The following is a 26,682-nucleotide window of genomic DNA, read 5'->3' on the forward strand; positions in this document are numbered from 1 at the left end:
TCTCTCTACATGGAACAGACCCGGAACAAAACGGACATCGCATTCACCGTCAGCGGCAGGCTCGCCGTATCCTGCGCCGTGGCCTACATGGCGCTCCCGACCATCCTTTTCCTGCTGGGATGGGTCAGGCCCCTGTTCTCCGTTCCGGCCGCTGCGGCCGTAGCCGCGGCAGCCGTCCTGCTGAGCGCAACAATCCCGGCCCCCACGCTTCATTTCACCAGGCGCCAGATGGCCATTTACCTCTGCGTCCTCGCCCTTTCCCTTCTGTGGCTTCTGGCGGGCGGAATGACGGGAATCACTTCCCAGCACGCGGACTTCGTGGTCCGCAACCCCATTTATGAAACGCTCATCCGCTGCGACTGGCCGCTGGTGGACGCGGGCGGGCGGCCCTTCATCTACTACCTCGCCTTTTGGCTTCCCCCGGCCCTGGCGTGCAAATGCCTCTCCTGTTCGGACATCTTCATCATCAACTACGTCCTGACCGCCTGGACGGGGTTGGGCCTGGCGCTGACCCTCACGGTCCTCTGGAGCAAATTCCGTACGGCCACCCTGCTTTTCCTGCTCCTGCTCATCTTCCAGGGCCCGCTGGACGGCATCGTCAGGTGGGGGCTTCATTTATTCCATTTGCAAGGGCCGCTGGCCCACGAACTTTACCTGACGGTACTGGCGTTCTTCGGGGGCGTGCCCCCCACCATGCAGCTTCACTACACCTTCCATCACACCACGCTGCTGTGGCTGTTCCTGTCCATGGCGGTCGCCTGGGACATTCCGCCCAAATACCAGCTCTTCCTGGCCGCCCTGTGCCTGCTCGCCTCTCCCATCGGCTCGCTGGGCCTTCTGGTCTTCATCGCCGTCCGCACGCTGATCCTCCGCACGCCCGTCAGGCAATACTTCTCCTCCTGGACGGTGCTGGCGGGCGCCGCGCTGGTGCTGCTGGCCGGCATCTATTTCACGAGCAGCAACGGAAACAACCGCATCCGCCTGACGTGGCAGGACTCCCCCTTTGACCTGCTCCAGTACGGCAACTGGAAATTCTGGGCCGCCATGGCCGGCTCCTGGCTGCTGACGGTCGGCGTTCCGGCGGCGCTCCTGTTCCGCCGCTTCAAAAAAGACGCCCTGTTCTGGTCAGCCCTGGCCATTCTCACCCTTACCTACTTCATTTACATAGGTTCCGTGGGCGGCTACAATGAATTCTGTTACAAAGCCTCCAGCGTCAGCTTCTTCTGCCTGGCTCTCATCTTCACCCGCATCTTCTCGGAACGGATGGGGCCGCCCCGGTGGCGCCGGCTGTGCGTCTGTTACCTGATCCTGGCCGCGCTCCCCAGCCTTTCCGTCTTTGCCAAGGCCGCCCCCACGCTCGCCTTCTCGGAACCCGCGCGGCTTGCCAACATGCAGCGGGAATGGAAGGGGCACCTCCACCACCCGGAACATCCCTGGAACCGCCCGCTTTGGGGAACCGGAGAAGGACGCGCCTTCAGGAACATCTATTTCCAAAAGGCGGGCCAGTCCGCGGACGGCCCGCTGGCCCCCTTTTCCACCGGAATAAGGACGGATGCGGAACCCGCCGCCGCCCCGCGTCCATAACCCCCTTCCACCTCCGCACCCTTTCGCCATGGACCTTTCCCGTTACCAGGAACATTACTCCCTCAGCTACCGCCTCAAACGGTACGGCTGGTATATTGTCAACAGGACCCTCTTCCGGATCATGGTCACCAACGCCATGAAAGTTCCCCGGAACCTTCTGTTGCGCCTGTTCGGGGCGCGCATACCGCTCGCCTCCCTCGTTTACCCCAGCAGTAAAATCTGGGCTCCTTGGAACCTCTCCGTGGGGGAATACGCCTGCATCGGCCCCGATACGGAAATTTACAACAAGGCCCCCATCACCATCGGGAACCACGCCGTCATCTCCCAGGGGGCCTTCCTCTGCACGGCCTCCCATGACATCTCGGACCCCGCCCACTCCCTCATTTCCGCCCCCATTACCGTGGAAGACCAGGCATGGGTGGCGGCGCAGGCCTTTGTGGGCATGGGGGTGACGGTTGGCAGGGGAGCCGTGGTAGGAGCCCGCAGCGCCGTATTCAGGGACGTGGCTCCCTGGACGGTTGTAGGCGGGAACCCGGCCCAATTCATCAAACAACGCACGATCCGCTGAACCATGCTTAACCTCGCCGTCATCATCCTCGCCAGAAATGAGGAGCTCCATATCCGCCGCTGTCTGGAAAACATTCTTCCCATCGCCAGGGAAATCTTTGTCATTGACTGTTTTTCCACGGACAACACCGCCGCCATCTGCCGGGAATACCCCCGGGTGCAGGTCATCCAGCATGAATGGCCCGGCCTGTACGCCCTGCAATTCAACTGGGCTCTGGACAACTGCCCCATCACCGCAGAATGGGTCCTGAGACTGGACGCGGACGAATGGTTCATGCCGGAAGCCCTGGAAGAACTGAAAGAAAAACTGCCCTCCCTCCCCCCGGACGTCACCGGAATCATCCACAAGCGTAGGCATATTTTCCTGGGCCGTTGGATGAAGCACGGCGTTTACCCGGTCAAGCTGCTGCGCCTGTTCCGCTACGGCGCGGCCAGGTGCGAACAGCGCCATATGGACGAACACATGGAACTCAGCCGGGGCCGCTCCGTCGAATTCGAATACGACTTCGTGGACGAAAACCTGAATGACCTGGGATGGTGGGCGCACAAGCACGTGGACTATTCCGCCCGGGAAGCGGCGGATATTGAAGACATCCTCTCCTCCTCCGCGGCGGCCTCCGGCATCAGCGGGCAGGCGGCCAGAAAGCGGGCCATGAAGGAACGCTACGCCCGCCAGCCGCTTTTCTGGCGTTCCTTCGCCTACTTCTGCTACCGTTATTTCCTGAAACTGGGTTTTCTGGACGGCAGGGAAGGATTTTTGTGGCATTTCATGCAGGGATGGTGGTACAGGACCCTCGTGGATGCCCGGCAATTCGAAAAACAGAAACAAGACGCCGCCAAAACGGCACGCTGATTCCATTCCGCCCCGCTTTCTCTCCATGTCCCCCCTTTTTTCCATCATCATCCCCGTTTACCGTTCCGGCCCCTTCCTCAGAGACTGCCTGGACTCCATCAGGAACCAGACCCTGACGGACTGGGAATGCATCTGCATCAATGACGGTTCCCCGGACGAGAGCGGAGCCATTCTGGACGAATATGCCCGGAAGGATTCCCGTTTCACCGCCATCCACCAGGACAACCGGGGCGTAAGCGCCGCGCGCAACGCGGGGCTCTCCGTGGCGAAGGGAAGCTGGACCGCCTTTGTGGACGGGGACGATACCGTAGAGCCGGACATGCTGGACTGCCTGCATGAGGCGGCTCTGCGCACGCCGGAAGCCTCCCTCCTCTGCTACGGAATCAGCAAAGACTTCCATACGGGGCTCCGGCTCATCCGCACGGAAACCACCCTCCCAAGCCGGGACCAGCACATCCCCGCGGAGGAAACGGGGGCCTTCCTGCGCTACCTGCTGACCAGCCTGGACATGGAATCCTCCTGCAACAAACTGTTCCGCACGGAACTCCTGAAAAAAAACGGCATCCGCTTCAATACCTCCGCCGTCGTATTTGAAGACTTCCAGTTTGTCCTGGACTATCTTTCCGCCTGCTCCCCGGACATCAGCCTGGTCAAAAAAGCCTTCTACCACTACCGCGCGCAGGAAAAGGAAAACGGAGCGGCCAAGCGCAGCCGCTTCAACCTCGTCCGGGACATAGACACGCTCACGGCCAAATTCCTGGCCTGGATCAGCACCCTTTCCCTCCCGCAGGAAGACATCCCCGTCGTCAAAGGCTACATCCTGCAAAAAATCAGCGTGATTTTCCATGCCCTCCAGCGGCAGCCCTATGCCGCGCGCAGGGAAGTATTCCGGGACTTCCTTTCCAGCGGCCTGGCCGCCCGCAAGGCGGAGCTTCCCCTGTGCGGCCGCTACTACCACCTCGTCTGCCGCCTGCTGGCGGCGCGCAGATACCGACTGGCCCACCTTCTGCTGAAGACAAGGAACATTTAACCCTCTGAGCCTCCCCATCCAAACGGCATCGCCCATACACAGCCTTTCAACAATATGACCCAGCCTCTCGTCAGCATCGTCATTCCGGTGTTCAATGTGGAACGCCATCTGCGCCAATGCCTGGATTCCGTTCTCCGCCAAACCCTGAAAGAATGGGAATGTATTTGCATAGATGACGGTTCCCCGGACGGCAGCGGAGCCATTCTGGACGAATACGGAAACAAAGACGCGCGTTTCAAAATCATCCACCAGCGGAACAGGGGCGTTTCCGCCGCACGCAATCTGGGCATCAAACTGGCCGCCGCCCCTTATTTGACATTCATTGACTCGGACGACTGGGTTGAGGACGACGCGCTGGAAAGCCTCCTTTCCGCCATGAAGGAATCCTGCGCCGATATGGTGATGTGTTCCATCTGCATCCATCAGGAAAATCATCAGGAGGTTTCCATGGAAACACCTTACCCCCCTTCCGAAAACATGCGGGACGAATACGCGGTAACTGAAAAATCCTTCTCCGGAGCGGCTCTGGTAGATGTCTCCATCTGGGCGAAACTTTTCAGCGTGGAAACGATCCGCGCCCATCAAATCCACTTTGCGCCAGAACTCAAGGTATCCGAAGATATGGAATTTTCCACCCGGATGCTCTGTCACAGCCGCCGCGTCTCCATCATCCGGAAACCCCTGTACCATTACCGTGCCGGCCACGAGAGCAGCATTATGAACAACATTGTCCGCGGAAGAATGAAAACGTCGGATTTCATCAATTCCATCAATGCCATCTACCGCCTCTACCAGTGCGTCCCCTCCGGCCTGGAACGCGGGGAATGCAGGGAACGCATTACAGGCACGCTGAGAAGGGCTCTTTCCGGAAAAAACTTTTACCGGCAAATCATCCGGCAACTTGACCACAAGGATCAGGCCGCCATCGCGGCCTCAACCTCCTTCCCTTACATGAATTATCTGAAGGAGGGGAAAAAGCTTGCTTCTCTCCAGATGATTCTGCGGCACCTCAGAATGCAGTTCGGCCTCGGAACCCGTTTTCAGACTCTCTCAAACGCCGTTAGAAACTTTTTTAAAAGCTGACGCCCAATGAAGATAGGCATTATCACCATCCATTATTCGTTTATCACCCGCAACTACGGCTCCCTGATGCAGTTATATGCCATGCAGCAGGTGTTGGAAGGAATGTCCGTTCAATCCGCCCTGATCAAGCAGCTCCCCAAACCGCTACCCGTCCCCCCCCCTCCCACAACTCGGCAAAAACTGGACTATTACTGCCGGCATCCCTGGAATTTGCTTGCCCGCTGCGCCCGTTCCCTGAAACCGGAACGGAAAGCCCCGCAGACTGCCCCTTCATTTGAATCCTTTATTGAACAGGAGATACACTCCCTGTCCCCCATTTTCCTCCCCGGAGAACTCAACGCGCAAGAACTGGATTTTGACGCATACCTGGCGGGAAGCGACCAGATATGGACATCCTGCGAACCGGAAAAACTTCTGGATTTCGCCCCTGCCGGCAAACGCATGGCCTATGCCGCAAGCGCAGCATGGGGGCAACAGTCCCCGGAATGGCATGCCCTGGCCCAGAGGGAATTCCCTAAATTCTCCGCCATTTCCGTACGGGAAAAACACGGGGTGGAAATATGCCGGAAAGCCGGCGCAGAAAAAGTTGAAGTTGTTTTGGATCCCACACTGCTCCTGGACCGCAGGGAATACTGCCGGCTGACGGAAGGGAGGCCGCCGTACTTTTCCGAACCGTGCGTCCTGGGATATTTTCTCAACATTGACCAGCTTTCCCGGCTTCCCTGGAAGCAGGTGAAAGAAGTCGGGAAAAAAATGCGCGCCACGCTCCGCATCATTCCTCTTCAGGGAGCGGAATGCTGCATCCCGGAAAAATATTCCATCTCCCCGGATCCTTATGAATTCCTGCAGGCCTTCCAGGAAGCCCTCTGCATCATCACCAATTCCTTCCATGGCACAGTATTCGCGCTTATCATGCGCAAGCCCTTTATAACCATTCTTCAAAAAGGAGAAACAGCCGTCCAGAACACGCGTATTTTCTCCCTGCTGGAATCCCTGGGCCTGGAAGACAGGATTTACCATCCGGAAAAAGGCTCCCTGGCCGAACAACTGGACCGTCCCATTAACTGGACGGCCGTCGAACGGAACTGGGAGGCTCTGCGCATTCATTCCATGGAGTTTCTGAAAAACGCCATTCAACAATGCACCTCCGCTACCCGCCATGGCTGAAGAAAACAGCAACAAACGCATTGCCCGCAACACCATACTGCTTTACACCCGTTCGTTGATCAATCTGGTCATCGGGCTGTACACGTCGCGCCTTACCCTGGACGCGCTGGGAATAGCGGATTACGGGATTTACAACGTCGTCGGCAGTCTGGTGGCGCTCTTCGGGCTGTTCAACGGCAGTCTGAACACGGCGATCAGCCGGTTCATCACCTATGAACTGGGAAGGAACAACAACCAAAGGCTGAACAAGGTTTTTTCCTCCTCCCTGAGCATCCTCTTCATTTTTGCCCTGGTGATATTCATCCTGGGGGAAACCGTGGGGCTGTGGGCAATTAATTGCCGCATGGTTTTTCCCGCGGACCGAATGAATGCCGTCAACTGGGTCTATCAGATTTCCCTGATGACATTCCTGGTAAGCCTGCTCAACGTGGCGTACACCGCTACGCTGGCTGCGCATGAAAATTTCCGGGTGCTGGCGACAGTAGAAATCCTGCTGACAGGGGTCAAAGTAATATGCGTCATCCTGCTGTATTACGTTCCCATGGACAGGCTGATTTACTTCGCCGGGTACAGCTTCCTGCTCACCCTGGCTTCGAGCGGCTTTTACGTCTTCTATTGCATGCGGCATTACCCCATCTGCCGCTACCGGGCCATCCTGGACAAGCCATTCCTCAAGGAAATGGGAGCATTTTATTCATGGAACCTCTTCGGCTCCATCGCCTGGCTGCTGAAAGGTTCCGGCATCAACGTGGTCATCAACCTCTTTTTCGGCGTACTCATCAACGCCGCGCAGGCCGTGGCGTCCCAGGTATCCGCCGGGGTCACGGCCCTGATGGGAAGTTTTTCCAGCGCCATGCAGCCGCAAATCACGAAAAGCTACGCGGCGGGAGACTACGAACACATGTGGAAACTTGTCTTCAACGGAACGCGCTACAGCTTCTTTCTGCTGGCCGTCTTCATTCTCCCCCTGTGCTTCAACATTGATTTCATCCTCTCTCTCTGGCTCAAGGAAATTCCCGAGTACACCAACATCTTCGTTATCCTTTTCCTGGCCAATGTGCTGGCGGAAAGCTACTCCACCTATTTGATCACCGTTCTCCTGGCTACCGGGAAAATCGCCTTTTACCAGGCCAGCGTGGGGACAATTCTCCTGTTAAATGTCCCGTTAAGCTATCTGGCCTTCCAATGGGGATATCCGCCCGTTTCTTTCCTTGTAGTATCCATTGTTCTGACGTTCGCTGCGTCTGCCCTGAGACTTTTCCTGCTAAAGAAAAGATTTTCCTTCTCCATTACTCTCTTTCTCCGTTCCGTCTTTCTCAAAACGCTTCTTACTATTCTCCTGGTCAGCGCGTTGAATTTCATGTTGCTGAATCTTCGCTCACTCCTTCCATATGGGAATATCCTCGTGCTTCTCTTCTCCTGCCTTATTTCCATGGGAGGCATTTACATCCTAGGCCTCAACCCGGAAGAACGCCGCATTGTCATCGTGCAGGCAAAAAAATACCTTCACCGTTAACTCTTCATTCACGAACATGATCATTTTGGAAAACAAATACGATTGTTGCGGCTGCCACGCCTGCGTGACAATCTGTCCCCGGAAATGCATTTCCATGCATCCGGATCAGGAAGGCTTCCTTTATCCGTCAACTGATCAGAGCCTCTGCGTGGACTGCCATCTGTGCGAGAACGTCTGCCCCATGATTTCACAGAAGGAAGAAAGAAAAAACGCCGCGGAAGAGGCAGACAGAGAACCAATCAAAGCGTATGCCGCACGCAGCGGAGATAGCCTAACGGCGCAGAACAGCGCTTCCGGAGGAATATTTCCCATTTTGGCAGAGAAGGTCTTGAATGAGGGAGGAGTCGTTTTTGGAGCCAGGTGGGACGAGGATTTCATGGGAGTCCGCCACGATTTCATCACAGACAAAAAAGACCTGTATCTTTTCCAAGGCAGCAAATATGTCCAGTCAACCATAGGAAACGCATTCTTTCAGGTCCGTGATTTTCTGAAATCAAACCGTAAAGTCCTTTTTTCCGGAACTCCGTGCCAAATTCAAGGGCTGAAAAAAGTCATCCGGAAAAACTCCGAACTTTTAATTACCGTTGATGTTGCCTGCCATAGCGTACCGTCTCCGAAGGTTTGGAAGTCCTTTTTCCGCAATCTGATCACCAAGAACAGGATTTCCGATGTTTCCGGCGTTTTCATGAGAAAAAAGACTTTCTCTCCCGCGCGGGGCTGGAGATGTGATTCCTTCGTGGTGGAATCAACCAACACCCCACCCCTTGAAGATTCCATTTATGAAACCGCCTACGGACGCGGTTTTTTGGAAGGCATGTTTTCCCGCCCGTCATGTGAAAAATGCCCTGCCAAAAATATGGAAAGCGGCAGCGACATCACGCTTGGAGATTTTTGGGGAGTGGAAAACTATTTTCCGGATCTGGTCATGCAAGAGGGGCTTTCCATCATTATCTGCAAGACGCCCAGGGCTCACGCATTGCTGGAATCTGTGCGCGGCTCTCTGTCCGTTTTACGTCCTGCCGAATATAAATGGGCGGCAGCGCATAATGAGGGATTACGTTTTGATCCCCGGAAAAACCCTCATCGGGACTCCTTTTTCCGGAAGCTGGCCAAATGCCGTTCCGATCAGGCGGCGGTCAATCTGATGGAATCATATTTCCGCCCTAAGCTTCTTGCAAAGATAAAGACGAAATTAAAATCCGTGTTGAAATGTATTCTTTGCCGCTCGCCGTTCTCTTCCGGCAGAAAAGAAAAAAACCACTCTGAAAAGCCTTAACAGTTGCCCGAATAAACTGATTATCAATCACCTGCGATAGTAATCGCCTGAAATGCGACACCTTTCAGATTTAAACACGTTCCGATCAACATGAATAAATGTATAGAGGAGAAAACAGGAAGGCTGAGATACTTTGACGCCCTCCGGGGCTTTTCCATGATTTTCGTCGTATTCAGTCATGTAGTACTTTTCTCCATGGGCCTGACCGACGTGAAGGACAGTACTGTAAACTGGGTGATCATGACTTTCCGGATGCCGCTGTTCTTTTTTGTCAGCGGCTTCTTCGCCTACAGGATTTGCACGAGATGGACCGCCTCCCTTGTGGGGGACGTCATCAAAAGGAAGATTCAGGCACAAGTAATTGGAACGATTGTGTTTTGTTCCCTGTTCCTGTTTTGTCAGGGCCAGGGAATCTTTACATGGCTGCACACGGGTTTCCAGGGATATTGGTTTACCATCACCCTGTTTCAGATGTTTGTGATCTTCCTGGCTCTGTCTCTGTTATCCAGGTTATGTTGCACGGAGCGCATGCTGGACATCGGGCTCCTGCTCGTTTCTTCCATCTATTTCCTCTCTTTCGGGGTGCCGGTAATAAGAGAATTCTGGGATTCTCCGCTGGGAGGCATATTGTGCGAGTATGAAGTAACCCGCTATTTCCAGTTTTTTGCATTGGGAATCTTTTGCCGCAAATACTGGAACCAGTTTGCGCGGTTATTAACAAAGGATTGGTTCAAAACCCTTTTCATAGTTATTTTTGTGGTGTGTCTTTGTTTTATGAATTTAACTGAAAATTCCCAAATATCCCCCCCCCCCCCAATTCCACCAAGATGATCGGCATTCTTGTACGATATGCCGGTTTAATAGTCGTAGTTTCATTCTTCTTCAGCAGGGAGAGATACTTTAACGAAGGCAATATCTCTGGCAATCTTCTGGAATACATCGGCCGGCGCACATTGGACATTTACCTGATCCATTTCTTTTTCCTTCCCAATCTGGAATTTTTACAGCCATTTTTTACCACAGGCAATACGGTCATCATTCAACTGTTTATCGGCATCACCGTATCAGCAGCCATCATCACCCTCTGTCTATTGATAAGCAATGTACTTCGTTCCAGCAACTTTCTCGCGTCCTGGCTATTTGGCGTCAAACCGCCTCCAAAGTGAAGAAATCCACGGCGCTCCATGCCTGACAGCCCCATGGATGGTTCTTGAAAACAGGAAGGACTTTGCGCCGTCCTGCGCATCCTTCCCCATATACCGGAGGACAGACCGTTCAACGCCTGTGAACATGGGGAAATCCTGTACAAGGACAAAGACCACATGTCCAGCAAAGGCTCCATCAGACTCTTCCAACACCTGAAGCCCCAGTTAAGGAAAGCGCTGGAAAAGGAATCCGCGGCATCGGCAGTTTCGCAAAAGCCATCCCCCGTGAGCGCGCCTGCCGCAGAACAGGCAGGGAGCCGTTTAAATCAATCTGACTTTTGTGGAAGCAATAAAGTTTTCCCTGGGAAAAATGCCCTTGCACGATGTAATAACGCGCCGAATATTTAACACTTTTTGTCATACGTTGAACATATCTTTCCATTTCTTTTCTGGTATTGAAGATACCCTTGCTAAAAATAAAAATATTGTTACCGTATTTTTCCCCTCTAATTATGCAACATAAAACCATTATCGCAACATGTGCGGCCATGGCCGCTTTTTCCGGCATGGCTTCTGCCGATATCCAGCTTCCCCTGGATGTTGTAAACGCCAATAACGGCGGCGAGGCATTCTCCGCCCAGCTGGGAACAGGCTACGCTACCAAATATATCAGCCGCGGCCTGGCTTTCCAGAATTCCGCCAGCGACCATGTCATTCCTCTGGAAGCCGTCGGCGCCTATCAGTTGAACAATCAATATTCCCTGATAGGCGGATTGAAATATCAGTGGCTGACGGATAATGGCCTGAAACACGATGATTCCGGCATTTGCGACGAAGGTTCGGCCATCTTAGGCGTCAGCCGCAAATTCGGGAAATCAACTATCGCGGCCCTGAGCTACCAGTTTGTTCACGGCGGCGTCCCCGGAAGTTTCAACACGCATAACACGGGCAGCAATTCCGGCATCCCCGCTTTCAGCCACAACAGGCCGGAAGAACACAGCTTCGTTCTGGACATCCACCATGACTTCGGCAAAGGGCTGGAAAACTTCTTCTGGGACTGCCGCGTCCAATACACGTTCCGCTGGATGACAGGCTGGTGGTTCACCAATACCCTGGGGTACAAATATGACGTCAATAAATCCACCTCCGTTATCGTGGCGGGCACCTGGAACGCCACGGCCGGTTATTTTGACAGCAATTCCCTGAACGCCAACGGAACGCAGGGCATTTCCCTGACGGTTTCCGCCCCTGTCAAGGCAACGGAAGACCTGATCGTGACTCCGTTCGTGGGAACGGTCTGGCTCGGCAACGGCGGCCTGGCGGCCAACCACCGCGGCGCCTCCGCCCGTTTCCCCTACAGGGAACCATCCAAGGTTTACCGCAATTTCACCTTCGTCGCCGGGGTAGGAGTTGCCTATTCCTTCTAAAAATCTGACTGTCACTCACTCAACCAACGCAGGCTCCGGCATGTGCCATCAATCATGCCGGAGCCTTTCTTTAACTTTTCATATCCCCCGTTTTCCATACCGCCCCCGTTCAGGAACAAGTGGCCGCCCTGAGCGACGCGTTTGCCATCGCAGGAAACTTCCTCCGTTGCGAAACCATTAACAGCGGCCACATCAACATGACCTTCCGGGCTACCTGCCTGGAGCCGGACGGCACCACCCGCCGCTATATTTCCAGCGCGTGAACGACGTCGTGTTTCCCTGCCCCGGAGACGTCATGCACAACGTGGAAAAGGTGACCAACCACATCCGCTGGAAAATGCTCCGGGTGCTGAAAACGCCCTTCCGCCAGACGCTGAACCTGTACTTCGCGCGGGAGGGGCCGCAAGTATCTGGAAATTCCCGGTTCCGGCTTCTGGCGCTGCTACAACTGCATTGAAAACACCCACACGTTCGACGTGGCGGACCATCCCCGCCAGGCTTACGAAGCGGCCAGGGCTTTCAGCGCTTTCCAACAGCTCCTGTGCGACATGAATCCGGAGGACATCCATGAAACCATTCCATTCTTCCACCACACCCGCAGACGCTTTGACCATTTGGAAAAAGCGGCGGCGGCGGACTCCCACGGGCGGCTGAACACCTGCCGCAAAGAGCTGGACTTCATCCGCCGCCGCGAACGCTGCGTGGACGTGCTGCTGGATCTTCTGGAACAGGGAGAGCTTCCCGTCAGAATCGTCCACAACGACACGAAAACCAACAACGTGATGCTGGACACGGAGACGGACGAGGCCGTCTGCGTCATTGACCTGGATACCGTCATGCCCGGAAGCGTCCTGTACGACTTCGGAGACACGGTGCGCACCATGACCTCCCCCGCGGCGGAAGATGAAGAAGACCTGGACAAAACCTTCATGCGCATGCCCATGTTCGAGGCCGTCGTCAAGGGATATCTGAAGACCGCCAGGGACTTCATCACGCCGCAGGAAGTCTCCAAACTCGCTTTTTCCGGCCCGCTCATCACGCTGGAAACGGGAATCCGCTTCCTGACGGATTACCAGGAAGGAGACGTTTATTTCAAAACGAAAAAAGAACGGCACAACCTGTACCGGGCCCGCACCCAGCTCAGGCTGGCGGAAAGCATGGAAGAACAAATGCCAGAAATGGAAGAATGCGTCCGGAAATGCTTCCAGACCGTTAACGGCTGAGTGGGCATCATCGGCATTATTCCAATTTTATGATAGTACCGGGACGCGGGCAGGTGCTATACTGCGGCGCATGTTAAAAAATATTTCTCCCCTTATCAGCCCCTCCCTGCTGAAAATTCTCGCGGAAATGGGGCATGGCGACGAAATTGTCTTTTCAGACGCCCACTTTCCCGCCCATACCTTCAACCCTACGGTGCTGAGAGCGGACGGCCTGGGGGCGGACGCCCTGCTGGCCGCCGTCATTCCCCTGTTGGAACTGGACGCTTACGCCACCCCCGTCATCATGATGGCCCCGGTTCCGGGGGACTCCCTGGACCCTGCGGTAGAGGCCAAATACCGCAAGGCCCTGAATTATGACGGGGAGATTGAGCAAATGGAGCGCTACGCCTTTTACGAACGGGCTAAAAAGGCCTATGCCGTCGTCATCACCGGGGAAACGGCCAAATACGGCAACATCATCCTGAAAAAAGGCGTTACCCCTCTTTCCTGACCATTGCCCGCCAGACCTTCCATGCAGTACGACTTTGACGAAATAATCGACCGCCGCGGCACCGGAGCCCTGAAATATGAAGCCCTGCTGCCCCGCTGGGGCCGGGACGACCTGATCCCCCTGTGGGTGGCGGATATGGACTTCAGGACTCCCCCCTTCATCATGGAGGCCATTCGCCGCCGCTGCGAACACGAAGTCCTGGGATACACCGTCAAGCCCCGCGCCTTCTTTGAAGCCATCCGGGACTGGGTGGGGCGCCGCCACGGGTGGAAGGTGAACGCCTCGGAAATAGGCTTCGCTCCGGGCATTGTTCCCGGCATTTCCAGCGCCATCCAGTGTTTTACGGACCCGGGGGACAAAATCATGATCCAGCCTCCGGTGTACCATCCCTTCGCCATGATCATCCGGGAAAACGGCCGGGAAACCGTGAACAATCCCCTCATTCTGGAAAACGGCCGCTACCGCATGGACTTCAACCACATGCAGGAAGCCGTGCGCGGCTGCCGCATGTTCATCCTGTGCAATCCCCACAATCCCGGAGGCCGCGTATGGAGTCCGGAGGAGCTGCGCCGCGTGGCGGAAATCTGCACGGCAAACGGCACGCTGGTCGTTTCCGACGAAATCCATGCGGACCTGACCCTTCCCGGCCGCAGGCACACCGTATTCGCCACCGTTTCCGAACAGGCCCGCATGAACTCCGTCACCTACATGGCGCCCAGCAAAACCTTCAACGTGCCCGGCCTGGGCAGCTCCTACGTGATTTGCCAGAATCCGGACCTGTTCGCGAAATACCAGAACTTCGTCAGCGGGAGGGAGCTTGCGGAAGGGCACGTCTTCGCGTACGAAGGGCTCATCAGCGCCTATTCCGGCCCGGCGGGGGAGGAATGGCTGGCCCAGGCGCTGGACTACGTTCAGGAAAACATCCGCTTCATTGACCGGGAACTGCGCCGCCGCATGCCCAAAATCAAGGCCATCATGCCGGACGCCTCCTACCTGGTCTTTCTGGACTGCCGGGAACTGAACCTTTCCCAGAAGGAGCTGGTGGAGTTTTTTGTGGACGGCGCGCGCCTGGCTCTCAACGACGGTTCCATCTTCGGCAAGGAAGGGGAAGGCTTCATGCGCCTGAACGCGGGCTGTCCCCGCTCCATCCTGGAACGGGCGCTCAACCAGCTGGAGGAAGCTTACCAAAACCGCGGGTTCCGGAGGCAACAGGCCCAGGGTTAAAAACAGGTTGCACGCTCTCCGGCAATGGAGTCCATTCCCGGAACCATGCATTGGGGAAACTTTTCCGGGGACATCCGGCCCCTCCGGATTTTCTCCTGTTGGTCTCCGTGCGGAAAGGTCACGGCGCGGCGGAAGGGGAATATCCGCACATCCTCTTCCGCCGTTTCACCCACGGCAGCGCCTTATTCTTCCGTCCCATGCCGGGAAACGCTCCCGGGACGCCCCCATGACTTTGCTTGCAAAATAAAAGGAAAGGAGTATCGTTCCCCGCATGTACTATATCACCACGGCCATTGACTACACCAACGGACCGCCCCACATCGGGCACGCTTATGAAAAAGTCCTGGCGGACGTTCTCGCGCGCTGGCACCGGATGAAGGGGGAGGAAGTCTATTTCCTGACCGGGGTGGACCAGCACGGGCAGAAAGTGCAGCAGACGGCGGAAAAGCTGGGCATTACGCCGCAGGAGCATGTCAACAACATCACCGCCCAATTCCAGGCGCTGTGGGACCGCCTGGGCATCAGCAATGACGGATGGGCCTCCACGACGGACCCGCGCCACAAGGCCTGCGTGCAGAAAATCCTGACGGACCTGAAGGACAAGGGCCAGCTTTACAAAAAATCTTACAAGGGATTCTATTCCGTGCGCCAGGAACAGTTCCTGACGGACAAGGAACGGGACGCGGAAGGCAACTTCGGCCCGGAATGGGGGGAAGTGGTGGAACTGGAGGAAGAAAACTGGTATTTCCGCCTGACCGACCATGTGGAATGGATGAAGCAGTTCGTGGAAAAGAGCAGTGATTTTGTCCTTCCGTCCTTCCGCAAGGCGGAAGTGCTCAACGCCATTGACTTTGACTCGGACCTCTGCATTTCCCGCCCCAAGAGCCGCCTTTCCTGGGGAATCGAGTTCCCGTTCGACCCCGAATTCGTCACCTACGTCTGGTTTGACGCCCTGATCAACTACATTTCCTTCGCCGGCTACCTGGCGGAGCCGGACAGCGGCCTGCCGGATTTTGCCAAGCTCTGGCCCGCGGACTGCGAAGTCATCGGCAAAGACATCCTGGTGCCCGCCCACGGCGTGTACTGGCCCGCCATGCTGCATGCCATGGGCTTCTCCGACGAGGAAATGCCCACCCTGCTCGTGCACGGCTGGTGGAACATCAACGGGGAAAAAATGTCCAAGTCCATCGGCAACGTGGTGGACCCCAACCTGCTGGCGGAACAGTTCGGCCCGGAACCCGTGCGCTATTACCTGGTGCGGGACATCACCACCGGGAAGGACGCCAACTTTGACGCGGACCGCCTGGTCATGCTGTACAATACGGAGCTGGCCAACGACCTCGGCAACCTGTGCAACCGCTCCATCAATATGACGCGCCGCTATTGCGATTCCGTTATCTCCGGCGCGGAGGCATACGATGACGAAGCCTCCAGGGCCCTGCGCGCCACCATGGACCAGGCCGTCACCCTGTTTTCCAAATACATGGACGACAACATGGTCTCCGACGCCCTGGCGGCCCTGAACGCCCAGGTCTCCGCCTGCAACGCGTACATTGAGCAGCAGCAGCCCTGGCAGCTGGCCAAGGATGAAGCCTCCGCCCCGCGCCTCCGCTGCGTGCTGCGCCATTTGCTGGAATGCTGCGCCCAGACGGGCTATCTCATCGGCTGCGTCCTCCCTGACGCCTCCGCCCGCATTCTGGACCAGCTCAACGCCGGGGGCCTGTTCCGGGAACTCACGCCGGCCGCGCTGGAATGGGGAATCCTCCCCGCAGGGCACCGCATCAATGATCCCGCCCCCGTCTTTCCCCGCATTCTTTCGGATGAGGAAAAGGCCAAACTGGCTGAAAAAGCGGCCAGGGCGGCAAAAAAACAAGGCTGATTCCCGTGAACTCCCCCGCATCCTTCGTCAAATCCCTGCTGGCCCAATGCTGCCTGGGCGGCATTTGCGAGTGGGTGGTCTGCCCCGGCGCGCGCAACATGGCGCTGCTCCAGGTGCTGGCCGCCGCGGAGGATCTGGTGAAATGGACTCACTTTGACGAACGGTCCGCCGCCTTCTTTGCGCTGGGCCGCATTCAGGATATGGGGCTGCCCGTGGCCGTAGTCACCACCTCCGGAACGGCGGCGGCGGAACTGCTCCCCGCCGTGGTGGAGGCCTACTACCAGCGCCGCCCCCTGCTCCTGCTCACGGCGGACCGCCCGGCGGCCTGCCGGGGCTCCGCCGCTCCCCAGGCCATTGAACAGGCGGATCTGTTCGGCATTTACGCACCCACGATTGATCTGGAAACGCCGGAAAACCTGCCGGAAGACATTCTGCAAGGCTGGGATTACGCCTCCCCGCTCCACATCAACGTGTGCCTGCCGGACCCGGACCCTGCCTGGAATCCCGGCATCTGTGACCTTTACCCGGCGGAACCTCCGGAGGAAAACGGCTTCCGGGGCTCCCTGGCGGAGCTGGCCCGGGCCCTGCGCTTCAAATCGCGCGACGGGCTGGTAGTCATGATCGGCGGCCTGGACCCCACGGAACAGGCCCCGGCCCGGTGGCTGGCCAACGAACTGAAAGCTCCCGTGGTGGCGGACGCCACCTCCGGGCTCCGGGAAGAGCTGGCCCATCTGGCCCTGACGGACGCGGACTCCCTGCTGCGGAAACACCCGCCCGCCGTCCTGCTCAGATTAGGGGACGTGCCCGTGGCCCGCTTCTGGCGCGACCTGGAGGACATTCCAGCCACGGAAGTATTCTCCGTCACCCGCACCGGCTTCTCCGGGCTGGCCCGCCCCTCCTCCGTCGTAACCGGAGACATGGAAGCCATTCTGCATGCGCTGGGGGATATAGATACCGTGGGCGACGTCAACGGCCTGCGCGCCATGAACAAACGCAGGAAAGCCCTGATGGAGGAACTGCTCATCACCTGCCCGGAAAGCGAACAGGCCATGGTGCGCTCCTTCTCCTGCTTTGCCGCGGACAGCGACTGCATTTACCTGGGCAACTCCATGCCCGTGCGGTACTGGAACAGCTTCGCCCAGACGGCCATCCCCACGGAAAACGTCCGCGCCAACCGGGGAGCCAACGGCATTGACGGGCAAATCTCCGGTTTTCTGGGGGTATCCGCCAGGTGCTCCCGCTCCTGGGCCCTCGTGGGCGACCTGACCGCCATGTATGATTCCAATGCCCTGGCGCTCCTTCCCCAACTGGACAGGGGCATCCGCGTCCTAGGCGTCATCAATAACGGGGGAGGCGGCATCTTCCGCGCCCTGCCCGGGGCGGACGGACATTCCGAAGCCATGAGGAAACTGCTGGTGCAACCCCACGCCCATTCCTTCAAGGCCATTGCGGAACAATGGGGCATGCGCTACCTGGCGATCCGCACGGCGGAGGACTTCGACCAGCTTGATTCCCTGGAGGAAAACAGCCAGACGCTTGTAGAACTTATCCCGGACAGGGAACAGACGGAACAGATGCGCCTCCGGCTGGCTAACGCCTAAATGAAGGCAAGCCTTTACCAAAGACCGGAGCGAAGACGATCCTCCGCCCGGCCATATCTTGCGGTTCTCTCCACATGGCTTGAAAGTACCAGATAAAAATAACATTTCCTCCATCTGACCATAGGGGAATTTCTTTCTTGCCTGACGAAGAGAAGAAAACAGCCTCACCATGGTGGTATTCACCAAGCCGCATTCAACAGGGAAACGCCGGGCAACAACATGTCCGCCTTAATTCATACGGAAGGAAGCCCCGCGCCGCAATCCCTCTTTCCGCCTCCAGAATGCTCTGATGCAGTATCCCCGCTATAAAAACACCTCCCTGTATGGGCATGCAAAAACCGGGCGGAACATCAATCCACCCGGTTTTTGCAGCCGCCCGGCGCGAACGCCGGAGGCATGGGTTTTCCGGCCTCCCGCCGGTAACCCCGTTAAAGGTAGCTGCGCACCACGCCGGCGACGCGTTCACGAGCTGCGGCAATGCGCTTGCGCAATTCCAGCGTGTAGGCCTCCATATCCCGGATGGGGGACTGGGCCACGCCGGAAATCATGGCCGCCTGGGCCACCGCCGGGCATTCCCATTCAATGATGCGGGGATCAATGGGCTTGGGAATCACGTAGTCAATGCCGAAGCTGAGCGGGGCGCCCCCGTAAAGGTCAATCACCTCCTGAGGGACAGGTTCCTTCGCCAAATCAGCCAGGGCGCGGGCGGCGGCGATTTTCATCTGTTCATTGATGACGGAGGCGCGAACATCCAGGGCGGCACGGAAAATAAAGGGGAAGCAGGAAACATTGTTTACCTGGTTGGGCCAGTCGGAACGTCCGGATCCCATGATGCAGTCAGGCCGCGCTTTTTTGGCATCCTGGTAAGTGATTTCCGGGTCCGGATTCGCACAGGCGAAAATGATGGGGGAAGGAGCCATCAGCTTGACCATGTCCTGCGTGAGCAATCCCTTGGTGGAAAGCCCCAGGAACACGTCCGCTCCGGTGAGGGCCTCCTCCAGGGAACAGTCTTCCGACTGGGAGAACTGGGCTTTCGTGGCGTGCAGGTCAATGCGCCCGGTATGAATCAGCCCCTTGGAGTCAAACATATAGATATGTTCGCGGCGCACTCCCAGCGTCATGTAGAACTTGGCGCAGGAAATGCCGGCGGCCCCGGCCCCGACGACGACGACCTTCATATCCTCCAGCTTGCGGCCCGTCAACTCGGCTGCGTTCAAAAGGGCGGCGCCGGAGATCACCGCCGTTCCATGCTGGTCGTCATGGAACACGGGAATATTCATCTCCTGGCGGAGACGTTCCTCCACCATGAAGCATTCCGGAGCCTTGATGTCCTCCAGATTGATGGCGCCGAAGGTGGGCTCCATGGTCTTGATCGTTTCAATCAGCTTTTCCGGCTCCTTCACGTTCAGCTCAATGTCAAAAACGTCAATGTCCGCGAATACCTTGAACAAAACGCCCTTGCCTTCCATCACCGGCTTGGCCGCATCCGGGCCGATATTGCCCAGCCCCAGAACGGCGGTGCCGTTGGTGATCACGCCCACCAGATTGGAACGCCCGGTATACAGGGCGCTCTGGGAAGGATCTTCCTGAATGCGGAGACAGGGTTCGGCTACGCCCGGGGAATAGGCAAGCGTCAAATCCCGTTGTGAAAAGCAGGGCTTGCAGGGAAGCGTTTCCACCTTGCCGGGGCGGGGCTGGGAATGATACTGCAAGGCGTCTAATCTAATATCGGAACTCATGATTGTAATGGAAAAACAAAAAAGCGAGCCTTGCTTGCACCACATAATCGCCATGCATTCAAGCAAATAATCAATTAATCGCGTCACACGCTCCGGCCCCAGAAAACCTCTTTTTACATTGATAGAAGCCTCCGGATATGCTAACAGGCAGTCGGATAATCACCTGTCATGTGACCATGGAACATACGCCTCCCCTCCCTTCCGGATTTAATATCAACGGTTATCTTATCCAATCCCTGAAGCAGACGGATTCCCTCTGCCATGTCTATTACGCTTCGGACGCCGACCATGTTCAATACCTGCTCCGCGAATTCTGTCCCCAGGGGCTCGCTGTGCGCGACCCGGAAAGCGGGAAACTGCGTTATCCGGAAAACACGGATATTGAACGGGAAGTTCTTCCGCTGAAGAATGATTTCGAAGCGCAGTTCCGCACGGGCTCCCTGGGGGAAATCCCCGCTCTGGGCACCCTGTACCTGGCTTATGCCATTCCCGGCGGCCATGCCTCCGCGCAGCCGGCTCCCGGCACGGCCGCCCCTGCGGCATCCCGCCTCCAGCGCGATCAGCGGACCCTGGCCGCTCCCGGAACCGCCGGGGCGGCGCCCGTTCATGCGGGCTCCCTTCCCCAGCCGCGGAAAAAGAAGAACTCCGCCGGCATATGGATTCTCACCCTGCTCCTGCTGGGAGGAGCATGCGGAACCTATTATTTCACCCGGAACCCCGCGGAAAAACCCGTCTCTGCTCAAGAGCCGGACGTTCCCCACTCCAACAGGGAAAAGAAGGGAGCCGCCAAACCGGAAAAGAAAGCCGCCCCGCCCGCCGTGAGTGGGGAAGCCTCCCCCGAACAGGAAAACGCCGCGGGCCTCTCCCCGTCCGGACCGGCGGAGCAGCCGGAAAAAACGCCGCCGGCCACTTCCTCCGGGGAACGGAATGAAGACGCCCCGGGCGCTTTGAAGGAAAAATCCGCAGCCGCTCCTGCACAGCCTGACGAAAACTCCTTCGCCCCTGCGGACGGAAAACAGCCGGAACCGCAACAGCCCGCCAACCGGAAGGAATCACAGGAGGGACAGACTGCCGCCAAACCTGCGCCCGTAGTGCGTCCGCGCGGGAAAGCCGCCAGGCAAACAACCAATATGGGGGATGTGAACGCCTATGTGAAAAAATTCGCCAAGCCCATGCCGCTGAACCAGTGGAGAAAACAATACGCCGAGCTGTACACGAGCTGGTTCGGCAATTCCGAGGAAGTAGCCAAAGGCTGGATCACCACCTTCGGCCCTCTGGGCTTCCGCGCCCGCGGCCTGGACGCCTCCTGGCCGGACACGAACTTCCGCGGCTTCTTCCCAAAAACCATGCTGGACCCCAACGGGGAACCCGTGGCGAACCTTTACACGGTCACCCAGGTGATTGAAGGTTCCCCTGCCGAAAAATACGTCAAGGAAGGTGACCTGATCCTGGGCATTGACGGACACCTCTTCAAAACGTCGCAAAGCCTGGACGTGCTTTACGGCCCTTATCAGCATCAGAACCGGCGCGGCCTGGACATGCACGCGGGCCTTCTGGTGGACAAGGCGGAAGGCGCCGGAAAAATCACCCTGAACCTTATTCCCGCGGAAAGCGTGGAAAAAATCCAGGGCATCCAGCCCCTCTGGAAGGAAGCCTTCCGGGAGGAACGGGCTAAAAAGCCCGTTTCCCTTTCCATTCCGGTAAAGGGCGGCCAGCAGGTGCGCCTGCGTGTGGATGACGGCGGCAACGGCATCGGCAGTGACGGCTTCGAATGGTCGGACCTGAGGCTGGAAGGCCCCGGCGGAACCGTTCCGCTGACCAAGGCCCAGCAATACACCGTGGGTTACGGAGAAGCCAGGTACGACGCCAAAAGCAAGGTATGGCAGGCGCACGCCGTCTCTTCTCTGGTCTTTGATATCCCCAAGGGAGACTGGAATCTTAAAGGAACGGGAACCCCCAGGTGGTCCGCCTCCGTGGGCGTGACCGTACAGGTGGGCGGCTCCGCTGCCCTGCCGGACGCAGTGAAAAAATACGTGAAAAACGTCACCTTCAAAATCCCCCAGCTGGGTTCTTATGCCCTCGGCTTCCCCAAAAATTGCGCCAAGAGCAAGGCGGTCGTCCATATGATGAGCGAATGGCTGGCGGCCCAGCAGCGCGAGGACGGCTCCTGGGAACGCCCGGGCGGCTACTGCGGCAACCATTATGATACAGGCTGGGCCGGCCTGGCCCTGATGGCCACGGGCAACCCGAAGTATGACCCCGTCATTAAAAAAGCGGCTCAGTACATCGCCTTCTCCGGCTCCCAGTGCTGGTGGGCCGTCCCCCAGGCCTCCGCGGGCATTTTCCTGTGCGAATACTGGCTGCGCTACCGGGACAACTCCGTGCTTCCGGCCATCCGCAACGGCGTGCAGCGCATGAAAAATGAAGTCCTTTACGGGGACTTCGTCACCGGCCACGGCATTCACCCGGGCTACCGGGGAACAGGCGTCAGCATCGGCGGCTCCCACATGTGCCTGTTCCTGGCGCTGGCCAGCAAAACGCCGGCGCGCACGGAAGACGGCGTACTGGACAAAATGATGGACCATGCCCAGTCCATCTGCCCCACCGGCATGGGACCCTATGGCCGCATGACGGAAACCTTCACCTTTGAACCCGACCGTGAATGCGGGGGGACCTACTCCGGACGCCACGGCCCGTACTACATCGCTTCCCTCATCTGCGGCGGACCGGAGCTGTACACGAAAAACAGCCGCATCATGTATGGGGAAGGCCCCATCGGCGGCTGTGACCAGGGCCACTCTTCCGAGACGCTCTCCATCATGTGGGCCCTCCCCGCCTACTGGCGAACCAATCCGGAAGCATATTACAAAAACATGGAGGCTTTCCGGTGGAAACTGACGCTGCTGCGCCCCTTTGACGGCGGCATGATGCAGAACCCCAACCGCCTGGAACTGATGACGGCGGACTCCGTCATCGGCACCTACATCCGCACCAGCATCTGGATCACGGCCCTCTGCGCGGAACGCCAGAACCTGGCAATTACGGGCAAGCCTGAATTCCAGGCCAAAACGTTCCGGAAGGTTCCCCCCATCATTGACACGGAATCCCGCTTCCTGAACACCTACGTGCGCAACTGGTCCATGGTAAACGCTGCGCTTGGAACCAAGGCCCCCGCCTCCCTGAAATCCGCCATCCGGGAATTGAAAAATATTCCGGTGGAACAGGGCTGCCGCTTTAAGCTTATCAATGTCGTCAACAACCGCGCCCTCCCCATCGCCAAGGCCATCATGGAGATTCCCGGGGTGGACCAGCTCACCAGGGCCACTTGCGCGGAAATGATTCTGGGCATGGATGTGCGCATTTTCTTTGAACCCAAGCGCAACGACGGCAACCCCCAGCCCGGGGAATATTCTCTGAACGTGGACGTCCAGCAGCCACTGGGCGGCCGCGCCCTGGGGCTCCACCGCGACAAGGAGCAGGAAGGGAAAGCCAACTCCGCCTACAAATATGATTTTGCCGGCACGGTGCAATTCAGCGACACGACCACCTTCTCCCCCATGGAAACCATTTCCTGGACGCCCAATTCCAAATTCGGCGGCCAATGGAACGTCTACTCCTACAAGAAGGAACTCAGCGGCCCCACCCAGCCGGGCGTGCAAAAAATGAACGCCAAAATCAAATGGCGCGTCAATGACCTGGAGGTGGAATACGACCGCCCCATCGCCGTGGGCGGCTTTGAAGTGGGATGTGCAGAAAAGGCCCTCTCAGTCACCAACTGCAACCATCTGTGGGTGCCGGGCATCCTGATCCGGGATCACGGCAACTGGGGCTGCTCCTTCCATCTGCCGGACGGGACCTACATTTCCGCGGCCTCTCAGGGCAACCAGATAGAGGTGTACGACAAAACGGATAAAAAGAAGGAAAAAACCTGGGTTTCTCCGAATGACTCCTGCCTGACTCAGGGTTCCCGCTGCCTGTTCCACGTTTCCACGGACTGGCACGGCCTGGAATGCCGCGTGCATGAACTGAAACTGTTGGGAAGCTCCACGGAGGAAGTGGAGGACTACAAGCTGAAAGCCTCCACAGGAGGCCGTGTGGACACGGCCAAACTGACGGACCGGGACGCCACCACGATTGAGGAGCTGGACGCTTCCCCCATGGAAGACGAGCCCCTGGTGCTGGAACTCACCCTGAAATCCCCTGCCGCCCTGCGCGCCATGGACATCAAGATTGAAAAAGGTCACAACCGCCTCATCATTGAAGCCTACAAGGGCGGCAAGTGGGTTCCCGTCCACTGGGGCTCCCTGGGAGCCTCCACCGCCGGCGTCAGCGATGCGCAGAAAGCCATGTACGCCAATGAACCGGAAGTGCTGCGCATGCTTCAGCTTCCGGGCAACGGATTCATCAAATGCATGCGGACGTTTGACCCCGTCACCACCAACAGGCTGCGCGTCAAGCTCTTCCAGAAGGGCGGAAAAGTCCGCCTTGCGGAACTGCACGTGTACAAGGCGAACGCCGCCAAAAATATGGCTCTCCGGTCTTAAGCTGCGGCCGCCCGCAGCTGGAAATAACAAAAAAGCCTTGTGACAAGAGAATCCCGGCAGGGGCGCCAATCGCCGCGCCCCCTGCCGGAAAAACCGGGCAGTCCCTCTTCAGGACGTCGGGAATTTCCTGCTCCATGCCTGGGCCGCCTGCCAATTTTTTGTCTATTGACACCCAGCGGCGCCCGCTCTATATTTTCTCATGATGTTCATCAGAACGGCGTTCCTTTTTCCTCTTCTCTTTCTCTCACTTTCAGCATCTTCCGTCATGGCGGCGACTCCCTGGGCATCCGACAGGAACTGGGAACTCGTTTTTGAAGACGACTTTGACGGATCATCTCTGAACGAACACAACTGGAGCCGCATTGATTACGTAGGCTATAACGCCCCGGACTGGCGCAAGTACCAATCCCGGGAGGAAAGCCTTGTGGAATTCCGGGAAAAGGACGGCAACTCCACCATGACCCTGTGGGGAAAATACGGGGACTACACTACTCAAACCAACCAGACCGCACCGGCCAAAACATACGCCTGCGGAGGGGTATATTCCCTGAAAACCTTCTCCTTCCAATACGGCTACGTAGAAGTCCGCGCCAGATTCGACTGCGTGCAGGGCGTCTGGCCGGCCATCTGGATGATGCCCAAATCCGACAGCATAGGCTGGCCTGTCGGAGGGGAAATTGACATCATGGAACACCTGAATTACGAGGGCCGCGTTTACCAGACAATCCACTGGTCGCAAAACGGCGTTCCCAATCAGGATAAATCCCAGGGGGTCACCCCCGGCTGGAGCGACGGCGCCGCAAAAACGAGCTGGCACACCTACGGGATGGAATGGACGGAAGAAGGCATCACCTTTTATGTGGACGGAAAAGCAACCGGTTCATTCAAAAAGCCCAATAACGCAAACTGGCCCTTTGACAAGGACGGGAATGAATTCTACCTGATCATCGACCAGCAGATCGGAGGCAACTGGGTGGAAAACGCAGGAGTCAATAAAGGAATTGACCAAAATACGCTGGCCAATTCCGGAGCCGCATTCGACATCGACTATGTCAAAGTTTATGCCTCAAGCATCTACAACCACCTCGTTCCGGAACCCGCTGTGGCTTCGCTGGGCCTGTTTGGAGCAGTCTTGCTGGCGGCTCGCCGCAAAAGAAGCTGATCAGCCAGCACTCTTGTTATTCCCCCTGCCGCGGAAATAAACCTTCCGGGACATCTCCGGCATGCGCTTTCAGGCAAAAGCCGTCATCGGGCCTGCCTCAATACTCCTGAACGGGGGATGAAGGCAGGTTGTCCCCGCCGCCTTCCTCTCCCAGGCGGCACAGGGCTTCCGCACGGCGGAGGCAGGAATCCCACAGGGAAGCCTTTTCCGGAAACGGGAAACACAGGGAGTCGCTCAGCTTTTCCACCCGTTTGAAAGAATCCTCCCGGTCATAGGCGTTCAACCCCTCCAGGCGGGAAGCCAGCCCATCCAGCCAGGGAAGAGGGTCATGGCAAATCAGGGGCAGATCGCATCCGGCCCGCAGGGACAGGAAAGCGGCGTCATCCGGGGAATACTGCGCCGCAATCGCCCCCATGCACAAATCATCCGTAAACACCACCCCCCGGAAGCCAAGGCGGTCGCGCAGAAGCCCCCGGATCACCCGTTCGGACAAGGTAGCGGGATAATCGGGATCAATCTGAGGCAACATGATATGGGCGGACATGATGGAGGATAATGCCGGGCACAGAGCCAGAAAAGGCAGCAAATCCGTCTTGAACAACTCCCGTTCATCCAGGTCAACCACAGGAAGGCTGAAATGGGGATCCGCCTGGGCACGGCCCATGCCGGGAAAATGTTTGCCGCAGCTCTGCACGCCGCCCCGGCGCAGGTTGGAGGCATAAACGCCGCCGCGTGAAATAACGTCCTGCGCATTGTCTCCCCAGCAGCGGCCGGGAAGCGCGTTGGCCGCGGACGGATCATGGCAGATATCCAGCACCGGGGCAAAATTCAGATTCACCCCCAGGTAGCGGAGAGCCAGGGCCGTCACCGCGGCCAGTTCCACCATGCCGCCAACCGAACCGAGCCGGGCCAGCGAAGCCGGGGAGGGCAGATGCAGGCCCAGGGAAGCGGTGCGCACCACCCGGCCTCCCTCCTGGTCCACGGCAATGACAGGATGGTGGAGGCAAAGTTTCCGCAGTGTCTCCGTCAGCCCGCGCACCTGCTCCACGGAATCAATATTCCTGGAAAACAGAATAAAACCCGCCGGCTGCCAACGCCGGATGGCAGCCTCTTCCTCCGCGCCCACTTCATGGCCGCTTATGCCGATCAGGGCCGGGAGCATGAACGGAAAA

General features: G+C 57.6%; 23 protein-coding genes. 20 read left to right on the plus strand and 3 right to left on the minus strand.

All coding sequences use genetic code 11. From position 1 onward, the window contains the following. Positions 1-9: 9 nt before the first annotated feature. From O4G22_RS10870 to O4G22_RS10915, 10 genes are all read left to right on the plus strand, one after another. Positions 10-1,584: a hypothetical protein gene (locus O4G22_RS10870; RefSeq protein ID WP_306701780.1), complete on the plus strand. Its 1,575-nt coding sequence runs from the start codon at positions 10-12 to the stop codon at positions 1,582-1,584. Between the two features lie 28 nt (positions 1,585-1,612). Next, complete coding sequence (locus O4G22_RS10875) at positions 1,613-2,152, plus strand: putative colanic acid biosynthesis acetyltransferase (RefSeq protein ID WP_094136159.1); 540 nt, start codon at positions 1,613-1,615, stop codon at positions 2,150-2,152. Positions 2,153-2,155: 3 nt separating this feature from the next. Beyond that, positions 2,156-3,004 (plus strand): glycosyltransferase family 2 protein, encoded by an 849-nt coding sequence (locus O4G22_RS10880; protein WP_306701781.1) that lies wholly within the window; start codon positions 2,156-2,158, stop codon positions 3,002-3,004. A gap of 25 nt (positions 3,005-3,029) precedes the next feature. After that, the gene (locus O4G22_RS10885) at positions 3,030-4,034 is read left to right on the plus strand and encodes a glycosyltransferase family 2 protein (RefSeq protein WP_179218363.1); all 1,005 of its coding nucleotides are present in this window, start codon (positions 3,030-3,032) and stop codon (positions 4,032-4,034) included. 54 nt (positions 4,035-4,088) lie between these two features. Then, complete coding sequence (locus O4G22_RS10890) at positions 4,089-5,117, plus strand: glycosyltransferase family 2 protein (protein WP_306701782.1); 1,029 nt, start codon at positions 4,089-4,091, stop codon at positions 5,115-5,117. Positions 5,118-5,123: 6 nt separating this feature from the next. Beyond that, the gene (locus O4G22_RS10895; protein WP_306701783.1) at positions 5,124-6,284 is read left to right on the plus strand and encodes a polysaccharide pyruvyl transferase family protein; all 1,161 of its coding nucleotides are present in this window, start codon (positions 5,124-5,126) and stop codon (positions 6,282-6,284) included. Further along, positions 6,277-7,800: a hypothetical protein gene (locus O4G22_RS10900; protein ID WP_300779992.1), complete on the plus strand. Its 1,524-nt coding sequence runs from the start codon at positions 6,277-6,279 to the stop codon at positions 7,798-7,800. Before O4G22_RS10895 ends, O4G22_RS10900 begins: the two co-directional genes overlap by 8 nt. A 16-nt stretch (positions 7,801-7,816) precedes the next feature. Next, complete coding sequence (locus O4G22_RS10905; protein WP_300779990.1) at positions 7,817-9,076, plus strand: Coenzyme F420 hydrogenase/dehydrogenase, beta subunit C-terminal domain; 1,260 nt, start codon at positions 7,817-7,819, stop codon at positions 9,074-9,076. 90 nt (positions 9,077-9,166) lie between these two features. After that, the gene (locus tag O4G22_RS10910; RefSeq protein ID WP_306713886.1) at positions 9,167-9,907 is read left to right on the plus strand and encodes an acyltransferase family protein; all 741 of its coding nucleotides are present in this window, start codon (positions 9,167-9,169) and stop codon (positions 9,905-9,907) included. Then, positions 9,904-10,242, plus strand: coding sequence for a hypothetical protein (locus tag O4G22_RS10915; protein WP_306701785.1), 339 nt, complete (start codon positions 9,904-9,906; stop codon positions 10,240-10,242). The genes O4G22_RS10910 and O4G22_RS10915 overlap by 4 nt, the downstream gene beginning before the upstream one ends. A gap of 175 nt (positions 10,243-10,417) precedes the next feature. Here O4G22_RS10915 and O4G22_RS10920 read toward each other — a convergent pair whose 3' ends face one another. Next, positions 10,418-10,771 (minus strand): hypothetical protein, encoded by a 354-nt coding sequence (locus tag O4G22_RS10920; protein ID WP_300775767.1) that lies wholly within the window; start codon positions 10,769-10,771, stop codon positions 10,418-10,420. On the opposite strand from O4G22_RS10920, the gene O4G22_RS10925 reads away from it, so the two are divergent. The 8 genes from O4G22_RS10925 to menD all read left to right on the plus strand — a co-directional run bounded on the left by O4G22_RS10925 (position 10,770) and on the right by menD (position 18,065). Continuing rightward, positions 10,770-11,648 carry a hypothetical protein gene (locus O4G22_RS10925; protein WP_300775768.1) on the plus strand — a complete coding sequence of 293 codons (879 nt, stop codon included), beginning with the start codon at positions 10,770-10,772 and terminating at the stop codon, positions 11,646-11,648. The two genes, O4G22_RS10920 and O4G22_RS10925, sit on opposite strands and share 2 nt — an antisense overlap. A gap of 119 nt (positions 11,649-11,767) precedes the next feature. Then, positions 11,768-11,911, plus strand: coding sequence for a hypothetical protein (locus tag O4G22_RS10930; RefSeq protein WP_300775769.1), 144 nt, complete (start codon positions 11,768-11,770; stop codon positions 11,909-11,911). Continuing rightward, entirely contained in the window at positions 11,908-12,105 is a 198-nt protein-coding gene (locus tag O4G22_RS10935; RefSeq protein WP_300775770.1) for a hypothetical protein, read from the plus strand. The genes O4G22_RS10930 and O4G22_RS10935 overlap by 4 nt, the downstream gene beginning before the upstream one ends. Positions 12,106-12,124: 19 nt before the next feature. After that, positions 12,125-12,871, plus strand: a complete 747-nt coding sequence (locus tag O4G22_RS10940) for an aminoglycoside phosphotransferase family protein (protein WP_300775771.1) — start codon at positions 12,125-12,127, stop codon at positions 12,869-12,871. A 70-nt stretch (positions 12,872-12,941) separates the two neighbouring features. Next, positions 12,942-13,361: an L-fucose mutarotase gene (fucU, locus tag O4G22_RS10945; protein WP_094136170.1), complete on the plus strand. Its 420-nt coding sequence runs from the start codon at positions 12,942-12,944 to the stop codon at positions 13,359-13,361. A 21-nt stretch (positions 13,362-13,382) separates the two neighbouring features. Further along, entirely contained in the window at positions 13,383-14,585 is a 1,203-nt protein-coding gene (locus tag O4G22_RS10950; RefSeq protein ID WP_300775772.1) for a MalY/PatB family protein, read from the plus strand. 271 nt (positions 14,586-14,856) lie between these two features. After that, positions 14,857-16,464, plus strand: coding sequence for a methionine--tRNA ligase (gene metG, locus O4G22_RS10955; RefSeq protein WP_300779996.1), 1,608 nt, complete (start codon positions 14,857-14,859; stop codon positions 16,462-16,464). Positions 16,465-16,469: 5 nt separating this feature from the next. Then, positions 16,470-18,065: a 2-succinyl-5-enolpyruvyl-6-hydroxy-3-cyclohexene-1-carboxylic-acid synthase gene (gene menD, locus O4G22_RS10960; RefSeq protein ID WP_300775773.1), complete on the plus strand. Its 1,596-nt coding sequence runs from the start codon at positions 16,470-16,472 to the stop codon at positions 18,063-18,065. 428 nt (positions 18,066-18,493) lie between these two features. Here the strand turns inward: menD and O4G22_RS10965 are convergent, their stop codons facing one another. Then, a complete protein-coding gene (locus O4G22_RS10965) occupies positions 18,494-19,804 on the minus strand; it encodes a malic enzyme-like NAD(P)-binding protein (RefSeq protein WP_094136215.1) in 1,311 nt (436 codons plus the stop codon). A 176-nt stretch (positions 19,805-19,980) separates the two neighbouring features. Between O4G22_RS10965 and O4G22_RS10970 the strand changes: the two genes are divergently transcribed. Next, positions 19,981-24,348, plus strand: coding sequence for a DUF6288 domain-containing protein (locus O4G22_RS10970; protein WP_306701786.1), 4,368 nt, complete (start codon positions 19,981-19,983; stop codon positions 24,346-24,348). A gap of 265 nt (positions 24,349-24,613) precedes the next feature. Beyond that, positions 24,614-25,510, plus strand: a complete 897-nt coding sequence (locus tag O4G22_RS10975) for a glycoside hydrolase family 16 protein (RefSeq protein WP_306701787.1) — start codon at positions 24,614-24,616, stop codon at positions 25,508-25,510. A gap of 97 nt (positions 25,511-25,607) precedes the next feature. Here O4G22_RS10975 and nagZ read toward each other — a convergent pair whose 3' ends face one another. Beyond that, on the minus strand, positions 25,608-26,672 hold the full coding sequence (gene nagZ / locus O4G22_RS10980) for a beta-N-acetylhexosaminidase (protein ID WP_306701788.1): 1,065 nt from the start codon (positions 26,670-26,672) through the stop codon (positions 25,608-25,610). Between the last annotated feature and the right edge of the window lie 10 nt (positions 26,673-26,682).

This window comes from Akkermansia muciniphila (assembly GCF_030848305.1).
GTDB lineage: Bacteria > Verrucomicrobiota > Verrucomicrobiia > Verrucomicrobiales > Akkermansiaceae > Akkermansia > Akkermansia muciniphila_A.

Bases quoted from the DNA above. Each gene is read 5' to 3' on its own strand.
- O4G22_RS10875 (WP_094136159.1), top strand. From the start codon at position 1,613: ATGGACCTTTCCCGTTACCAGGAACATTACTCCCTCAGCTACCGCCTC.
- fucU (WP_094136170.1), top strand. From the start codon at position 12,942: ATGTTAAAAAATATTTCTCCCCTTATCAGCCCCTCCCTGCTGAAAATT.
- O4G22_RS10950 (WP_300775772.1), top strand. From the start codon at position 13,383: ATGCAGTACGACTTTGACGAAATAATCGACCGCCGCGGCACCGGAGCC.
- O4G22_RS10900 (WP_300779992.1), top strand. From the start codon at position 6,277: ATGGCTGAAGAAAACAGCAACAAACGCATTGCCCGCAACACCATACTG.
- O4G22_RS10890 (WP_306701782.1), top strand. From the start codon at position 4,089: ATGACCCAGCCTCTCGTCAGCATCGTCATTCCGGTGTTCAATGTGGAA.
- O4G22_RS10925 (WP_300775768.1), top strand. From the start codon at position 10,770: ATGGCCGCTTTTTCCGGCATGGCTTCTGCCGATATCCAGCTTCCCCTG.
- O4G22_RS10905 (WP_300779990.1), top strand. From the start codon at position 7,817: ATGATCATTTTGGAAAACAAATACGATTGTTGCGGCTGCCACGCCTGC.
- metG (WP_300779996.1), top strand. From the start codon at position 14,857: ATGTACTATATCACCACGGCCATTGACTACACCAACGGACCGCCCCAC.
- O4G22_RS10870 (WP_306701780.1), top strand. From the start codon at position 10: ATGGAACAGACCCGGAACAAAACGGACATCGCATTCACCGTCAGCGGC.
- nagZ (WP_306701788.1), bottom strand. From the start codon at position 26,672: ATGCTCCCGGCCCTGATCGGCATAAGCGGCCATGAAGTGGGCGCGGAG.
- O4G22_RS10895 (WP_306701783.1), top strand. From the start codon at position 5,124: ATGAAGATAGGCATTATCACCATCCATTATTCGTTTATCACCCGCAAC.
- O4G22_RS10880 (WP_306701781.1), top strand. From the start codon at position 2,156: ATGCTTAACCTCGCCGTCATCATCCTCGCCAGAAATGAGGAGCTCCAT.
- O4G22_RS10910 (WP_306713886.1), top strand. From the start codon at position 9,167: ATGAATAAATGTATAGAGGAGAAAACAGGAAGGCTGAGATACTTTGAC.
- O4G22_RS10970 (WP_306701786.1), top strand. From the start codon at position 19,981: ATGGAACATACGCCTCCCCTCCCTTCCGGATTTAATATCAACGGTTAT.
- O4G22_RS10965 (WP_094136215.1), bottom strand. From the start codon at position 19,804: ATGAGTTCCGATATTAGATTAGACGCCTTGCAGTATCATTCCCAGCCC.
- O4G22_RS10915 (WP_306701785.1), top strand. From the start codon at position 9,904: ATGATCGGCATTCTTGTACGATATGCCGGTTTAATAGTCGTAGTTTCA.
- O4G22_RS10920 (WP_300775767.1), bottom strand. From the start codon at position 10,771: ATGGCCGCACATGTTGCGATAATGGTTTTATGTTGCATAATTAGAGGG.
- O4G22_RS10885 (WP_179218363.1), top strand. From the start codon at position 3,030: ATGTCCCCCCTTTTTTCCATCATCATCCCCGTTTACCGTTCCGGCCCC.
- O4G22_RS10975 (WP_306701787.1), top strand. From the start codon at position 24,614: ATGGCGGCGACTCCCTGGGCATCCGACAGGAACTGGGAACTCGTTTTT.